Consider the following 16,600-nt stretch of genomic DNA (forward strand, 5'->3'; position numbering starts at 1 on the left):
GATGTCCTTAACCAATGGCCACGTCGGTGCTTTTCAGCGGGATTGCCATTGCGGTGAGAATTTTGCGCGGGCCGCTGTAACCGTTGCGGGCATGGATGGTGAAGATGTTGTCCAGCACCACCACGTCGCCCTGCTGCCACGGGAACTCGACCATCACCTCGCGGTACAGCTGCTGCAGGTGGCGGATGTAGTCTTCGGGGATCGGCGAGCCGTCACCGAAGTAGGTGTTTTGCGGCAGGTCCTGCGGTTCGAATTCGGCCAGCAGGCTGTCGCGAATGCTCTCGGGCAGGGTCAGCGCGTTGAAGAAGGTGGCGTGGTTGAACCACACCGTTTCGCCCGTACGCGGGTGGCGCACCACCGCGGGGCCTTGTTGGCGGGTGCGCAAGCGATTGCCGGGCTTCCACTCAGGTGCGATACCAATCCTGGCGCAGTAAGCCTCGACTTCGGCGCGGTCTTCGGTCTGGAACACCGTTTGCCAGGGCAGGCCCATGCCGTCGCCGTAATTGCGCACGTAGAGCACGCGCTTGCGGATGAATTCATCGCGCACCTGCGGGTCGATGCGTTCGAGCAGCAGCCGGGTATCACCGAACGGCGTCTCGCCGCCGGTGGCCGAGGGCTGGTCGCAATAGAAGTACAGGTGCAGCGGAAACACCGGCGAATAGGAGTGCTCGTTGTGCGGGAAAATCTTCTCTGCCGACGGGTAGTCGGTGGAACTGTAGACGTTGAGCTTCTTGGTGATCTGGGTGCGCGGCGAGGCGCGGAACAGGTACTCCAGCGCGCCGCCGGAAATCGCATCGACGCACTGGTTGAAGGCGTGGATATCCGGCACGTTGAAGCCACGAAACAGCAGGGTCGCATGCTGGTCGAGCTTGCTTTCGATCAGGGCGCGGTTCTGCCCGGCCCACTCGATCAGGTTGACCCCGGGCATGCTTGGCGTGCACACCAGCGGCAGCGGGCGGTCGGCGAACATCGGGCTGAAGGTGACCAGGCTGGACTGGTCCAGGCTGAGGCTCTTGCGCCGCCCCTTGCCCAGCGCCGGTATCACTTGCGACTCGAAATTCGACATTGCACCTCTCCCATTCGTGTATCAGGTGGCGCCCCCTGGCGCGCACCTGCCTGACTGTCCTTGCCGCCGTTACTCGACCGCCACCCGGCCTGGGCGACGGCGCTGGATCGGCTGTTGCTGCAATTGCGCCTGGCGCTCGGCCAGGGCCTGTTGCTCGGCCGCCTGTTGCACCTGTGCTGCACCTTCAAGCAACTGCGCCAAGGCCGCCTGTGGGTCGCCAAGCATGTGCTCGAACACCCCTTGCAACTGGCCAAACAGGCAGGCCATGTCGGCACTGGCGTAGAGCCCGGCATCGCACTTGAGCCCCAGGTATATGCCGGCGGGCGCGTTGACGAACTCGGCGATCAGGTCCAGCTCGGCGGCGGCTTTACCGGCCGGCAATGGCTGGATCTCGAGGCCGTCGATCGACAGCGGCACATCGCTGCTGTCCTGATAGATGAACTTGATCGCAAACAGCGGTGAACGCCCTGCCCTGCGCGGAACTCGCAGAGCTTCCACCAAGCGCTCGAACGGCAGGTCCTGGTGGTCGGCAGCGCCGATCACGGTGCTGCGCGCCGCCTCCAGCAACTGGCTGACGCTGGCCTGTGGCTCGACCGTCAATTGCAGTACCAACTGGTTAACGAAGAACCCCACCAGATCTTCAACCCCGGCGTGGTTGCGGTTGGCCACATCGGTACCCAGGCGCACCCGGCTGCTGGCGCTGCGCTGGGCCACTACCACGCTGAAGCCGGCCAGCAGGAGCATGTACAAGGTCACCCCCCACGCCGTGGCGAATTCGCGCAGGGCCTCGCTCAGGGCCGGGCTGAAGTGGAACTCGTGCACCTCGCAATAGGCGGCATTGGCCGAGGCTGCCTGGCGTGTAGGCGATGCCGGCAGGCTGGTCAAGCGGTGGTCATCGCCCAACTGGGCGCGCCAGTAGGCCAGCTGCCGCTCGAGTTCACCGGCCGCCAGCCACTCGCGCTGCCAGACGGCGAAGTCGACGTATTGCAGGCGTGGCTCCGGCAACGCCGATGGACTGCCGCTGCGGGCCGCTTGGTACAGGCTGACGAACTCCGCCGGCAGCAGACCAAACGACCAGTGATCGGCGACGATATGGTGCAGGGTGATCAGCAGCACATGGCGCTGCTCGCTCAGACGCAGCAGGCGCACGCGCATCGGCGAGCCGTCGACCAGGTCGAACGGCTGGCGGGCTTCGCTCTGCAGGTGCTGCTCGAGCGCAGCCTGCCCTTCGGCTGAGCCACGCAGATCAGTGAAGGCAAATTCCGGCGCCAGCTGCTGATGCACTTGCTGCCAATGCTCGCCATCGGCTTCGAAATAGGTGGTACGCAGCACTGCATGGCGCTGTACGAGCATGTCGAAGGCCTGGCGCACCGCGCGCGGGTCCAGCGTGCCGGTCAGCTCGAGCGCGCGGGCAATGTTGTACATCGAGCTGTGCGGCTCGAGTTGCCAGAGGAACCACAGCCGCTGCTGGGCAAACGACTGCAGCTGCGGCTGGCGCTCATCGACCCGGCGCAGCACCGGCATGCTCGCGGCGCGCTCGCTGTGTTCGATGCTGGCGACAAAGTCTTGCAGGGTAGCCGCCTCGAACAGGCTGCGCAGGGCCAGCTGTACGCCCAGCTCCTGACGCACCCGGCTGATCACCTGCGTGGCCAGCAGCGAGTGGCCGCCTAGGGCAAAGAAGTTATCGCCGAGGCCGACCTGCGCCACGTCCAACACCGACTGCCAGATGGCGGCAACACGGCGCTGTAGATCGGTTTGCGGCAGCGCCTGGCTGTGGCTGACGGCCTGCGGCGCGGGCAGCGCCTTGCGGTCGAGCTTGCCGTTGGGGTTGAGCGGCAGGCGCGCCAGCAGGATCAGCTGGTTGGGCTGCATGTAGTCCGGCAAATCGGCTTTCAACGCGTCTTGGATAACGCCGCGCAGGTCATCCTGCGCTGGCACGGCCAGCGCCTCCAGGTCATCGACTGGCACCACATAGGCCACCAGTTGCAGGCCATGGCGGGCTGGCAGCGCTACGACCACTGCCTCGCGCACGGCGGGATGAGCCGCGAGGCGCGCTTCGATTTCGCCAAGCTCGATGCGAAAACCACGGATCTTCACCTGGTGGTCGATGCGGCCGACGTATTCGATAGCACCTGCCGGGTTATAGCGCACCAGGTCGCCGCTGCGGTACAGCCGCGCGCCGGGCTCGCTGGCAAACGGGTCGGGCAAGAAGCGCTCGGCGGTGAGCGCCGGGCGGTCGAAATAACACTGTGCAAGGCTCGCCGCAGCGCCAATCCACAGCTCTCCGGTTGCGCCGGCCGGCAGCAGCTCGGCGCCAGCATCAAGAATGCGCAAACTGCGCCCGGCAATCGCCTGGCCGATGGGCACGCCATATACGGCACTGGCGTCGGCCAACTGGCAGTCATGCACGCTGGACACCACCGTCGCCTCGGTCGGGCCGTAGGTATTGACCAGGCGCACCGCGCCCAGCCCGGCCGCATGCCACAAGCGCAAGCCCTCGACCGACATCGCCTCGCCGCCGACGTGCACCTGGCGCAACCGCCCCAGGCTGCGGCCTTCGCTGGCACACAGCTTGGCCAACAGATGCCAGTAGGCAGCAGGCAAGTCGGCCAGGGTCACGCCCTGCTCGACCAGCACCTCGGCCAACTGCTCGACCGACCACGGCTGGTCATCGCGCATGATCAGCGCCGCGCCGACGCTCAAGGGTGGGTAGCACTGCTCGACAAAGCCGTCGAAGCTGAACGTGGCGAACTGCAGGACGCGGTCGCTGGCGGCAAGTCGGGAATAGTCAGCGGCGCTTTCGCAGAACTCGCGCAGGGCCGCATGGGCAATCGCCACGCCCTTGGGTTTGCCGGTGGAGCCTGAGGTGTAGATGACGTAAGCGAGGTCTTCAGGACAAGCGCGGTTTGCCGGCTCCAGCGTGGATGCGTTGGCCAGCTGATCGCCCAGCGCGTCGAGTTGCAGCCGCGTCAAGCCAGCCGGCAGTGCCAGATGAGCAAGCAGCCCACCCTCACTGAGCAACAGGTCGAGACGGCTGTCCTCGACCATGAACAGCAAGCGCTCGTCCGGGTAGCTGGGGTCGAGCGGCACATAGGCGGCACCACTTTTGAGCACTGCCAGCAGGCTGACGATCAACTGCGGGGTACGCCGCAGTGCCACGCCGACGCGTTGGCCGGGGCCGACGCCGGATTCGATCAGGCAATGGGCAAGGCGGTTGGCCTGTTGGTTGAGGCTGGCATAGTCAAGGCTTGCCGCCGAGGTCCACACCGCCAATGCTCCAGGCGTGCTGGCGGCCTGAGCAGCGATACGCTGATGCACCAGCGCTTGATCACGCAGCGCCATGCAGCTGTCGCCCTGGCGTTGCAGCAGGTTGTGCTGGCCGGTGTTATCAAGCAGGGTCAGGTTGCCGAGCACGCCTTGCGGGGCGGCGACAAACTGCTCAAGCAGGTGGCGCAATTGGCTGCACAGCCCGGCTACTTGCTCGCTGCTGAACCGCGCCAGATCGAAGCTGAAATCCAGGCGCAGGGTCGCGCCCAGTTCGATGCCGAGGGTCAGCGGATAGCTGGTCTGCTCGTGGTTGCTCAGGTTGCGCATGCGCAACCCGCTGCTGTCAGCCTGGCTCAAGGCCTCGGCCACCGGGAAGTTTTCGAATACCAGCAGGCTGTCGAACAGCGCGTTGCCCTGCTGCCCAGCCCAGGCCTGGATCTCGTACAGCGGCACATGCTCAAACTCGCGCAGCGCCAGGTTGTGCGACTGCAAGGCCTGCAGCCACTGCGCCACACTGTGCTGCGGGTGCGGCTGGCAGACGATCGGCAAGGTATTGATGAACAGCCCAAGCTGCGCGTCGATGCCCGGCAACTCGGCCGGGCGGCCAGCCACGGTGGCGCCGAAGGCTACGCACGCTTGCCCACTGTAACGCTGCAACAACACCGCCCAGGCGCCTTGCAGCAAGGTGTTGAGGGTGACTTTATGGGCGCGGGCGAACGCCTTCAGCGCCTCGGTCTGCACGGGCTCGAGCTCGGCCAGCAGCTGCCCGTAGCCGCTGCCGTGCGCCGGTCGGCGCAGGCTTTCGGCGAGCAGGGTCGGCTGCTCCAGCGCTGCCAGGTTGACTTGCCAGTAGGCCTTGGCAGCTTCAGCAGAGCGCCCCTGCAACCAGGCCAGATAGTCGCGGTAACGCCCTGGTGCAGCGCTCGGCTGTACGCCTGCATAACGGCCGAGCACCTCGGCCAGCAGGCTGGCGTTGCTCCAGCCGTCGAGCAGAATGTGGTGGCTGGTGTAGATCAGGTGCCAGTCGCCGCTACCGGTCGGCACCAGGCTCAGGCGCAGCAATGGCGCGCGAGCCAGATCGAAGCCCAGCGCGCGCTCGGCGGCGGCCAACTGGTCAAGGTCATGTTCACCCGCTTCGAGCAACGTCAGCGGCAGTTGCAGCTGGCGATGGACCAACTGATGCGCGTGCTCAAGGCCCTGCCAATGGATGCTGCTGCGCAGGATCGGGTGATGATCCAGCGCAGCTTGCCAGGCCTGACGGAAGCGCTCGACGTCGAGGCCGGCGATGTCCAGGCGCATCTGGTTGACGTAAGCGCCGTCTGCCGGCTGGTACAGGCTGTGAAAGAGCATGCCTTGCTGCATCGGCGCCAGCGGGTACAGGTCTTCGACCTGATCGGCGCTGGCCGGCAACTGATCGAGCTGCGCCTGGCTGATGCTGGCGAGCGGGAAGTCCGAGGGCGTCACCTGCCCGGCCGGCACTTGCAGGCAGTGGGCAATCAGCGCGTGCAGCTCCTGCAGATAACCGTCGGCCAGTTGCTGGATGCTGGCATCGTCATACATGGCGCTGCTGTAGCCCCACTGCAAGGCCAGCTCCCCGGCATACACCTGGCCCTCAACGGTCAGCCAGTTGGCCAGCGGCGCTTGAGGGTCCTGCGCCTGGCCGCTGCGTTCGCTGGCCGGGGCGAACAGCGCCGCCTGGTCGAATTGGCCATCGAATTGGCCCAGGTAGTTGAAGGTCACCCGCGGCGCTGGCAGCGCGGCCAGTTGTGCGCCGACGGCAGGCTCGGCGAGGTAACGCAGCAGGCCATAACCGAGACCCTTGCCGGGCACCCCGCGTAGCTGCTCCTTGACCGCCTTGATCGAACCCGGCCAGTCGGCCGGGACTTGCAGGCGCACCGGGAACAGGCTGGTGAACCAGCCGACGCTGCGGGTCAGGTCGAGGTCATCGCCAAGGTCTTCGCGGCCATGGCCTTCGAGCTGGATCAGGCAGCCTGGTTGCGCCGTCCAGCGTTGCAGCAGGCGCGCCAGAGCGGTCAGCAGCAGGTCGTTGACCTGGGTGCGGTAAGCCGCCGGGGCGACTTGCAAGAGTTGCCGGGTGGCCTCTCGCGACAGGCGCGCTTCGACCTTGCGCTGCAGTTGATTGGTCAGGGCGCCGTGGGGGCGGTCGCACGGTAGTTCGGCGATGTCTTGATGCTGGGCAAGCCAGTACGGCAGCTGATCGAGCACAGCCGGTACGTGCTGCTGCAGGCGCGCGGCCCAGGCTTGATAGCTGCTGGTCTTAGCCGGCAGCCTGGCTGGTTGGCCGGCGGCCAATTGCTGATAAGCCAGTTGCAGGTCTTCGAGGAGCACCCGCCAGGACACTCCATCGACCACCAGGTGGTGAATGACCAGCAGCAAGCGTTGCTCGCCATCAGGCAGCTCTACCAACAGCGCACGCAGCAGTGGCCCTGCCTGCAGATCGAGGCTGCACTGCACCCCATCGCAGAGTGCTGCCAGTTGGGCGGTGTCGGTTACCTGCGCGGATTCCAGCACTCGAGCGCTGCTGACCGGCGCATACGCCTGCTGCCAGCCTTGCGTCTGCGCGGTGTAACGCAGGCGCAGCGCATCGTGCTGGGCCAGCAACAGTTGCAAGGCTTGCTCGAGCACTTCGGCTTGCACCGGTTCACGCGGGCTCAACAGCAGCGACTGGTTCCAGTGACTGCGCTGCGGCATGTCCAGCGCGAAGAACGCGTGCTGGATCGGCGTCAGCTGTACGTCGCCGGTTGCCGGCCCCTGCTCTTGCTGGCCCTGGCTGTCGCGCACCGCGACCTGGGCCAGGCTACGCACTGTCTGATGCTGGAACAGGTCACGCGGCTTGAGCCGCACGCCGGCCTGACGCGCGCGACTGACCACCTGAATGGAGACGATGGAGTCGCCGCCAAGCTCGAAGAAATTGTCTTCCAGACCCACCTGGGCTACGCCGAGCACATCCTGCCAGATCCCGGCCAGCAGCCGTTGCAGTTCGTCCTGCGGGGCGATATAGATTTGCTGCGGCGCCGCCTCCGGCAGCGGCAAGGCTTTGCGGTCAAGCTTGCCGTTGGCAGTCACGGGCAGCTGGTCCAATGCCAGCCAGTAGGTCGGCACCATGTACTCGGGCAGGCATTCGAGCAGCGCGTTCTTGAGCTGGGCCTGCCAGCCCTCCTGTGGCTCCTGAGCAAGTACCAGATACGCCACCAGGTGTTTGCCTTCCTGCACCAGCACGACCGCCTCATCGACCTGCGGCTGCTGCATCAGGCGCGTCTCGATCTCGCCCAGCTCGATGCGCAGGCCACGCAGTTTGACCTGATGGTCGAAGCGGCCCAGATATTCGATCACCCCGTCGCGGCGCTGGCGGACCCGGTCACCGGTGCGATACAGCCGCTCACCGGCAACGAACGGACAGGCGACGAAGCGCTCGGCGGTCAGCCCGGGGCGGCGATGATAGCTGCGCGCCAGGCCGATCCCGCCCAGGTACAGCTCGCCGGCAACACCTGCCGGCACCGGTTGCAGCTGGGCATCCAGCACCAGGGTGCGCAGGTTGGCAATCGGCTGACCAATCGGCACGGCCAACGCGCCTTCGTCGATGCAGGTCCAGTGCGTGACATCGATGGCTGCTTCGGTCGGCCCGTAGAGGTTGTACAGCGCAGCCTGCGGCAAGCGGGCAAAAACCTGCTGCTGCGCTTCCAGCGGCAGTGCCTCGCCGCTGCAGACAATGCGCTGCAGGCTCTGGCAGGCCTCAACGCCGTGTTCATGGATAAATGCCTGCAGCATCGAAGGCACGAAATGCAGGGTGGTCACGCCGTTGTCGACGATGGTTTCGATCAGCCGCTCTGGGTCGCGATGTGCACCGGGTGCAGCGACCACCAGGCAAGCGCCGGTCAGCAGCGGCCAGAAGAGCTCCCACACCGACACGTCGAAACTGAACGGGGTTTTCTGCAGGACCACATCGCTGCTGGTCAGTGCATAGGCCTGCTGCATCCAGCACAGCCGGTTGACCAGCGCCGCATGGCTGTTGCCCGCGCCTTTGGGTTTGCCGGTGGAGCCTGAGGTGTAGATCACGTAGGCCAGGTGCTGGGGCAAGGTCTGCGACAGTGGTACTTGCTCGGAGTAGTCGTCGAGCCAGCCTTGCGACTGATCCAGATCGATCATCTGCAGGCCGGCCTGCCCTTCCAGCAGCGGCCGCAGCGCACGCTGAGTCAGCAACAGGCGCACGGCACTGTCGTCGATCATGTAGTGCAGGCGTTCCTGAGGGTATTCCGGGTCAAGCGGCACGTAGGCACCGCCGGCCTTGTGGATGGCCAGCAGGGCCACGACCATTTCCAGCGAGCGCTCCAGGCATACGCCGACCAGCACATCCGGGCCAACTCCGCGCTCACGCAGCAGGTTGGCCAGCTGGTTGGCGCGGCGTTCGAGGGCCGCGTAGCTCAGGGTCTGTTCGGCGAAACGCACGGCCGGCGCATCGGGCGTGCGCTGCACCTGCTCGCCAATCAGGCTGTGCAGGCACTGATCCAGCGGATAGGCCTGGGCGGTCTGGTTCCAGCCGCTGATCAGGGTGTCGTGTTCTTCATCCGCCAGCAGCGCCAGCTCGCCAACGCGCTGATTTGGGTCAGCCACCAGCGCTGCCAGCAGGCCGGTGAAGTGTTTGGCCATGCGCGCAATAGTGGCGGCGTCGAACAGTTCATCCGCATACGTAAGGGCGCCGCGCAGTTGCCCGCCCTGCTCATAGGTATCCAGAGTCAGGTCGAACTGAGTGGTGCGGCTCTGCCACTGCACCGCACTCAGGCTCAGGCCCGAGGCCGTTTGCAGGCTGGCCATGTCGGCTACGTGCGGCTGGTGGTTGTACATCACCTGAAACAGCGGCGTGTGGCTCAGGCTGCGCTCCAGCTGCAGCGCTTCGACCAACTGTTCGAAAGGCAGATCCTGATGCGCCTGGGCCCCGAGCACGCGTTCCTTGACCGCTTGCAGCAAGCTGGCGAATGGCTGCAGGGCGTCGACTTGAGTGCGCAGCACCAGGGTATTGACGAAGAAGCCGATCAGGCCTTCGATCTCGCTGCGGTTGCGGTTGGCGATCGGTACGCCGACACGCAGGTCGGTTTGCCCGGTGTAGCGCAGCAGTAGCACGTTGAAGGCGCCGAGCAGCAGCATGAACAAGGTCACGTTGTGCTGGCGGGCCAGTTCGCGCAGGCCGTCGGCCAACGCTGTGTCGATGGCGAATTCCAGGCGCCGGCCGCGCTGGCTTGGCAGCGCCGGGCGTGGATGATCGGTGGGCAGTTCAAGCGGATCGTGCTCGTTGCCGAGCGCATTCTGCCAGTAGCTTAGCTGACGCGCCTGCTCACCCGCCTCGAGCCAGCGTCGTTGCCACAGGGCATAGTCGGCGTACTGTACCGGCAACAGCGCCAGCGCAGGATTCTTGCCCAGCGCGAAAGCGTCGTAGCAACGAGTGAATTCTTCGATCAACACGTTCATCGACCAGCCATCGGAGACGATGTGGTGCAGGGTCAGCAGCAACACGTGCTCGTCGCTGGCCAGACGCAGCAGGCTGACCCGCAGCAGTGGGCCTTGCTCAAGGTCGAAGGGCTGCACCGCCTGGGCTTCGGCTGCCTCTCGTACCGCCTGCTCGCGCGCATCAATAGCCAGCGCCGAAAAGTCCTGATGAACGATGTGCAGCGGCTGCTCGGCGGGCACCTGCTGCACGCTGTCGTCATCACGGCGCCGGAATACAGTGCGCAGGGTCTGATGCCGCTCGATCAGGTTGGCGAAGGCGCGCTCCAGCGCGTTGATGTCCAGCGCACCTTTGAGCCGCACTGCACCGGGCAGGTTGTAGGCGCCGCTGTGCGGGTCCAGTTGCCACAACACCCACATGCGCCGCTGGGCATAGGACAACGCCTGGCGATCCTCGGCGGGCACGTCGGCCGGGATCGGAAACTGGGCAAAATCCACCCCTTCGCGGGCCAATGCAGCGAGAAACAGCTGACGTTTCTCCACCGGCAGGCCAATAAAGCGACGAGCGAGTTTCAGGGCGTCTTCAGCATTCATTGTGTGGGCATCCGAATCTATAGGCGTGGGGCGGTGGCGAACCATCCCTATAGAACGAATGCAACGAGGAAAAATTAGCGCCCGTGCGGGCTCAGAACAGCATCAGCTGGCGACCAGTCAGGGCGTTGAAATCGTCACCGACAAACGGCAGGATCGCGTCCGCCACCGGTTGCAGTTGGCGGCTCAGGTAGTGCTCGTAGTCGATCGGCGACTGCAGGTTTTCCAGCGGTTCGGGGCCTGCTGTAGTGATCACATAGCTGATCCAGCCGCCGCGCTGGTACTGCTTGGGACGGCCCAGCCGCGCATTGAAGTCATCGGCCAGACGCGCCGCACGCACGTGCGGCGGCACGTTGCGCTGGTAATCGGCCAGCGGCCGGCGCAGACGCTTGCGGTAGATCAGCAGCTCGTCCTGCGCGCCAGCGAGGGTGCGCTGTACGTAATCGCGTAGATAGTCACGATAAGGTTGGTTGCGAAAGATCCGCTCATACAGCCCTTGCTGAAACTGCCGGGCCAGTGGCGACCAGTCGGTGCGCACCGACTCCAGGCCCTTGTAGATCATCTGCAGCTCGCCATCGGCGCCCTGCACCAGACCTGCGTAGCGCTTCTTGCTACCCTCCTCGGCGCCGCGGATGGTCGGCATCAGAAAACGCTGGTAATGGGTTTCGTATTGCAGCTCGAGTGCACAGTCGAGGTTCAGGCTCTGACGCAGGTGCTCGCGCCACCACTGGTTGACCTTGGCCACCAGCGCCTTGCCGATGCTCGCCGCCGCCTGCTCGTCGTGGGCGTGCTTGAGCCAGACGAAGGTCGAGTCGGTGTCACCGTAAATGACGTCGTAACCCTCGGCCTCGATCAGGGCGCGGGTCTGGCGCATGATTTCGTGGCCACGCAGGGTGATCGACGAGGCCAGGCGCGTGTCGAAGAAGCGGCAACCGTTGGAGCCGAGCACGCCGTAAAAGGCGTTCATGATGATCTTCAAGGCTTGCGAGAGTGCCGCGTTACCGTCGCGCTTGGCCGCTTCCCGGCCTTGCCAGACGCGCTCGACGATGGCTGGCAGGCAATGCCGGGTGCGGGAAAAACGTGCGCCGCGAAAACCCTCGACCGAGTGCTGGTCATCGGGCTGGCTGAGCCCTTCGACCAACCCGACCGGGTCGATCAGAAAGGTGCGGATAATCGACGGGTACAGGCTCTTGTAGTCAAGCACCAGCACCGAGTCATACAGGCCGGGGCGCGAGTCCATGACAAAGCCCCCAGGGCTGGCAGTGTCCGGCTGGCTGCCCATGTTTGGCGCGACAAACCCCATCCGGTGCATGTGCGGAATGTACAAATGGCAGAACGCCGCGACCGAGCCACCGCTGCGGTCCACCGGCAGACCGGTGACGCTGGCGCGTTCCAGGAGGAATTCGAGCAGGCGGGTATGGGCGAAAATCCGCGTGACCAGCTCGCAGTCCTTGAGGTTGTACCGGGCCAGGGCCGGCTTGTCCTCGGCGAACATGCGGTTGATTTCGTCCATGCGCTGGTACGGCGTATCGATCGCCTTGCCTTCGCCGAGCAGGGTCTGGGCGACGTTCTCCAGGCTGAATGAAGGGAAGCTCCAGGTCGCCGAACGCAGCGCCTCGATGCCGTCGATCAACAAGCGGCCCGGCGCCTCGACGAACACATGGTTGCGCTCGGGGTGTGCGCGCAGGGTCAGTGGTGCGCCGTTACGGCCAAGCAGCAGCGGCACCTGCAAGCGCGCGGCGTGCTCGTGCAGCAAGCGCAGATCGAACTGCAGCACGTTCCAGCCGATGATCGCATCTGGGTCGTGGCTGGCCATCCATTGATTGAGGCAGTGCAGCAGTTGCGCGCGGTCGGCGCAGTAGTGCAGATCGAAGTCGACGATGCTGTGGTCGCCATTGGCCGGCCCGAGCATGTACACCTGACGCTGGCCGCAGCCCTCGATGGCAATGCTGTACAACTCGCCACGCTCGGTGGTTTCGATGTCCAGCGAGGCCAGGCGCAACGGCGGGCGGTAATCGGGGTGCGGCTTGAGCTGACCGTTGCAGAGCACGCCGTGGGCATCCGGCTGGCCGCTGAAGAGCACCGGCGCGGTAATGAAGCGCTCCATCAGGTAGCGTTCCGGTGGACGGATATCCGCCTCGTATACATCGATACCAGCGCTGCGCAGACGGTGCTCAAGCTGGATCAGCTGGCGATGTTGGCGGCAGTACAGGCCCAGCACCGGGCGTTGCTCGAAGTCGCGCAAGCGCAGTGGTTTGAGCTCAGCACCCTGCTCGCCCTTGAGCACTGCGCGGGCGTGGGCGGCGAACCGCTCGGGGATGAACGCCACCGATTCCTGCGGCGCCAGACGCAGCTGGCGCGGGCCCTGATCGGTCGCCAGCCAGAACTCCACGCAGGTGCCTTCGGGCGTATCGTGCCAATGTCGGGTGAGGACAAAGCCCTGCTGCAACTCCACTGCGATGACCTCTGTGATACGGCGTACTGAGCAGGGATTCTACCCTGTTGCGTCAGCCGTAGAGGTAGTTGATCTCCTTGGACACCAGCGGCGGCACCTGGGCCAGCAGAAAATCGCGCAGCCGCAGCATCTGCCGAGCCTTGGGGCTGGCCTTGAGCCAGGTCATGTAATAGCCGTCGCCGGTTGCCACGGCGTGCTTGAACGGCATTACCAGGCGCCCGGCAGCGACGTCGGCGCTGGCCAGCACCAGGTCCACTACCGAGATGCCCAGGCCTTGCTGGGCGGCGGAAATACCTTGATCAAGGGTGTCGAACACCTGCCCCTGGTCGATGCTGATGTGCAATGCGTCCATCCGCGCCAGCCAGCGCCGCCAGTCACGCCGGTCGGTCGAGGGGTGCAGGAAGTCGCACTGACTGAGTATGGCCAGATCCGGGTTGGGGTCTTGCAGGTAATCGGGGTGGCAGACCGGAATCAGCCACTCGTCGAACAGCTTGAAGCCCTCGACGTCGGCAGGGAAACGACCGTTGGCCAGAAGAATCGCGCAGTCGTACGGTTCTGAATAAAAATCGACGCTATCGATGTCCATCCACACGCTCGACAGCTGCACGCTGCAGCTGTTTTCCACCTTCTTGAAGCCATCCAGCGCGCGCAATAGCCAACGTACGGTGAGCGTCGACGGTGCTTTCAGGCGCAAGCCATAGCGATCCTGACGCAGCAAGGCGCAGGCGTTTTCGATGATCTTGAAGCCGACCTTGAGCTCCTGCGCCAGCAAGCGGCCATGTTCGGTCAGGCGCAGCTTGGGCCCGCGTCGTTCGAACAGGCTGCAGCCAAACATCGACTCAAGGGTCTTGATGTGATGACTGACGGCGCCCTGGGTCAGGGCCAGCTCTTCGGCTGCACGAGTGAATGAGCCGTAGCGCGAAGCCACTTCAAAAGCGCGCAGGGCATGCAGTGCTTGAATCCGTTCTGACATCTATGGCCGTCCGCAGCATGAGTGAGACTAATAGTAGGTCATAAATCCAGGCGTTTTACAACGCTGGGCGCATCTCAGAAAATGCCTGTAAACCATAAATACATAGAGCTAATCAGCCTTAGCTAGGCAGAAATGATCATTAGAACGTCTGGGGAAACCATGTTTACGGGATATGGAAACTGCTATCGCCTGGATGCGCTAGAGCTGGCCGCCGAACATGTCCAGAATACGAGTCACTGGACCTTCAAAACCATAGAACACTTTCGCGCAATTCTCGCCAATCCTGAATTTCCTTGTTTGTTTGGCCGCAAGGCGGTCGGTGCCAAGACGTGTCACATTGTCTTCGCCCGTGCTGAGCACATGGCTGATGACATGGCCAAGGGCTTGACCGACTACGTGCGCACCATCGAACCGATACCTCGCAAGCAACGCATCGGCACCCCGCTGCTGGTGTTCATCGAAACCGCCCCTGGCGGCAGCCTCGACGAGCAGCAGGCGCTGGCCTGGAAAGTGCTGCAAGGCGTGCATGCCCGCGACCCGCAGCCCTGGCCTCAGGACGTGCCGGGCGACCCGCACGATAATCAATGGTCGTTCTGCTTCGCCGGCATGCCGCTGTTCATCAACATGAACTTCCCGGCGCACCGGCTGATGAAGAGCCGCAACCTGGGCGACAGCATGGTCTTCGTGATCAACCCCCGCGAGAGCTTCGAAGAAGTCGCGAGTGCCCAGACCGAGAGCGGTCAGCGCATTCGCGCGCGGATTCGTGAACGGGTCAGCCACTACAACGACGGTGTCGTACCTGACTCGCTGGGGTACTTCGGCGAAGACGACAATTTTGAATGGAAGCAGTACCAGTTGCAGGAGCAGGGGTCGCTGAACCCGTCGCGCTGCCCTTTCCATGCCCACAAGGCACCCGACACACTGATCGAGAACTGAATCGTGAATACCGCCCTGACTGCCACCTATGCCCTGACCGTGCTGCTGCTGATCGCCACCCCCGGCCCAGTCGTCGCCCTGATCGTCAACACTGCTGCAGCGTCCGGCTCACGCAAGGCGCTGTTCACGGCCATCGGTACCAACTGGGCATCACTGGTCCTGATCGGCGCTGCGGCCTGGATCATCATGACCAGCGCCGCCATCGACAAGGTCTGGCTCAACGGCATGAGCCTGCTCGGTTGCCTATTCATCGGCTACATCGCCGTGGCGACTCTGCGCGAGGCACTGCAACCGCCTACGCCTATGGCTACAGCGGCAGCCGTGGCAGAAACGCCGCAACCGGCCCGCGGCGGCTTGCTGCAGGGGTTCATGGTGGGCATTTCCAACCCCAAGGACATCATCTTCTTCATCTCGTTCTTCCCGCAGTTCATCCAGATCACCGAGTCGTTCGGCAAGAGCATGGTGGTGCTGTCGCTGCTGTGGATCGCCATCGATTTCGCCGTACTCAGTCTGTATATCTTCGCCATCGGCAGGATCGCTTCGCAGCGCAGCAGCCGCATGATCAGCCTTGCCTCCGGCGTAGCGCTGCTGCTGATTGCAGCGGTCGGCCTACTTTACAACCTGAAGGAACTGACGGCCTGAGCCGCACACGCCTGCTGACCGAGTGAGGAGGTTTGATGAGCCTGATCGACAGCGCCACGGACGGCCAACTGCTTCCCTTGCAACTGGACTACCAGCGCTTTATGCAGCTGGGCAGCCGGCGTTTGCCGCAAACCCTGTACATGCACGAACGGGGTTATCGCTCGGATACCATCAATACCGATGCATTGGGCTTGCGCTATAGCCACTGGGCGGGCAAGCGCTACTCGCCCGCCGAACGTGGCAGTACGGCGCGAGTCAACTTGCTGGTGGGCGGCTCGACCGCTTTTGGCATAGGCGCGAGCGGTGATGACGCTACGGTTGCCTCGCACCTGTCGGCGCTCACCGGTGAGGTCTGGCTGAGCCTTGCTGGCTGCGGGCTGAGTGCTACGCAAGAGCTGCTGCTGTTCCTTACACACCAGCATCGGCTGGGCAAGATCGGCCATGTGGTGATCCTCAGCGGGCTCAACACGTTGGCCCAGGAGGCCCTCAGCGAGTTGCTGGCCACGGGTTCCGACCCGCGTCAGGCATACCTGAACAGCTTCAATGAGACCTTGCAGGCACCGCCCTGCAAAGACGTCGAGTCGCTCTGGCAACGCTTGCGCCAGGCGCTGGTGCCACGCCGCGAGCAGCCTGCCTTGAGCTGGTCGCTGCCGCCTGCGGACAAGCGCCTGATGCGCGCTGCCGACTGTATTGGGCGCACCTTGCGCCAGTGGGACCGCTTGCTGGCCGACAGCCATGCCACCCTCACCTTCATCTTGCAGCCGCTGCTGCCCTGGTGCCGCGAAACGGTGCCCGCGGCTGAGCAGGCCAGGCTCGATGCCTTGCAACAGCAGCCGGTACCGTTCGATCAGTTGCTGGCGGGCGTTTTCGATGCCGAACGGCACTCGGCATTCTTTCGCCGGATCAAGAACCAAGCCGATTCTGTCGCCTGTTATGACATGAATTGCATGCTCGACAGCTCACCGGTATTCGCCCAGTCACTGTTCGTAGATCGCTTGCATTTCAATGACTTGGGGAACAATACCTTGGCCAAGGTGATCACTGCCAAGCTGGGCCTGGCGCAGGATAAACAACGCCCGCGCAAGGTGACGCCGATCAAGCTCGTCTGATAAACGCGGCCATGGTCTATCGGCATGGGCCTCGGGATGGCTAGAATAGCCGGTCATCGCTGTGATTTACCGAGGCATATGCGCATCTGCAAAGAACATCG

7 protein-coding genes are annotated in these 16,600 nt (G+C 64.2%); 3 read left to right on the top strand and 4 right to left on the bottom strand.

Annotated elements, in window-relative coordinates:
• Positions 1-7 precede the first annotated feature (7 nt).
• From ACIOAU_RS07165 to ACIOAU_RS07180, 4 genes are all read right to left on the bottom strand, one after another.
• Positions 8-1,066 (bottom strand): TauD/TfdA family dioxygenase, encoded by a 1,059-nt coding sequence (locus ACIOAU_RS07165; RefSeq protein ID WP_401180966.1) that lies wholly within the window; start codon positions 1,064-1,066, stop codon positions 8-10.
• Between the two features lie 69 nt (positions 1,067-1,135).
• A complete protein-coding gene (locus ACIOAU_RS07170) occupies positions 1,136-10,387 on the bottom strand; it encodes an amino acid adenylation domain-containing protein (protein ID WP_401180969.1) in 9,252 nt (3,083 codons plus the stop codon).
• A 91-nt stretch (positions 10,388-10,478) separates the two neighbouring features.
• Entirely contained in the window at positions 10,479-12,839 is a 2,361-nt protein-coding gene (locus ACIOAU_RS07175; protein WP_401180971.1) for a DNA polymerase II, read from the bottom strand.
• 52 nt (positions 12,840-12,891) lie between these two features.
• A complete protein-coding gene (locus ACIOAU_RS07180) occupies positions 12,892-13,812 on the bottom strand; it encodes a LysR substrate-binding domain-containing protein (protein WP_101318503.1) in 921 nt (306 codons plus the stop codon).
• 159 nt (positions 13,813-13,971) lie between these two features.
• Between ACIOAU_RS07180 and ACIOAU_RS07185 the strand changes: the two genes are divergently transcribed.
• From ACIOAU_RS07185 to ACIOAU_RS07195, 3 genes are read left to right on the top strand one after another with little or no spacing between them, the layout of a single operon-like run.
• Complete coding sequence (locus tag ACIOAU_RS07185; protein ID WP_150573473.1) at positions 13,972-14,748, top strand: YqcI/YcgG family protein; 777 nt, start codon at positions 13,972-13,974, stop codon at positions 14,746-14,748.
• A 3-nt stretch (positions 14,749-14,751) separates the two neighbouring features.
• Positions 14,752-15,390, top strand: coding sequence for a LysE family translocator (locus tag ACIOAU_RS07190; RefSeq protein ID WP_150573474.1), 639 nt, complete (start codon positions 14,752-14,754; stop codon positions 15,388-15,390).
• A gap of 35 nt (positions 15,391-15,425) precedes the next feature.
• Positions 15,426-16,499, top strand: a complete 1,074-nt coding sequence (locus ACIOAU_RS07195; RefSeq protein ID WP_401180976.1) for a hypothetical protein — start codon at positions 15,426-15,428, stop codon at positions 16,497-16,499.
• Positions 16,500-16,600: the final 101 nt, after the last annotated feature.

Source organism: Pseudomonas sp. NPDC088322, from assembly GCF_044740745.1.
In the GTDB taxonomy this organism is placed as follows: domain Bacteria; phylum Pseudomonadota; class Gammaproteobacteria; order Pseudomonadales; family Pseudomonadaceae; genus Aquipseudomonas; species Aquipseudomonas shirazensis.

Bases quoted from the DNA above. Each gene is read 5' to 3' on its own strand.
- ACIOAU_RS07170 (WP_401180969.1), bottom strand. From the start codon at position 10,387: ATGAATGCTGAAGACGCCCTGAAACTCGCTCGTCGCTTTATTGGCCTG.
- ACIOAU_RS07195 (WP_401180976.1), top strand. From the start codon at position 15,426: ATGAGCCTGATCGACAGCGCCACGGACGGCCAACTGCTTCCCTTGCAA.
- ACIOAU_RS07180 (WP_101318503.1), bottom strand. From the start codon at position 13,812: ATGTCAGAACGGATTCAAGCACTGCATGCCCTGCGCGCTTTTGAAGTG.
- ACIOAU_RS07185 (WP_150573473.1), top strand. From the start codon at position 13,972: ATGTTTACGGGATATGGAAACTGCTATCGCCTGGATGCGCTAGAGCTG.
- ACIOAU_RS07165 (WP_401180966.1), bottom strand. From the start codon at position 1,066: ATGTCGAATTTCGAGTCGCAAGTGATACCGGCGCTGGGCAAGGGGCGG.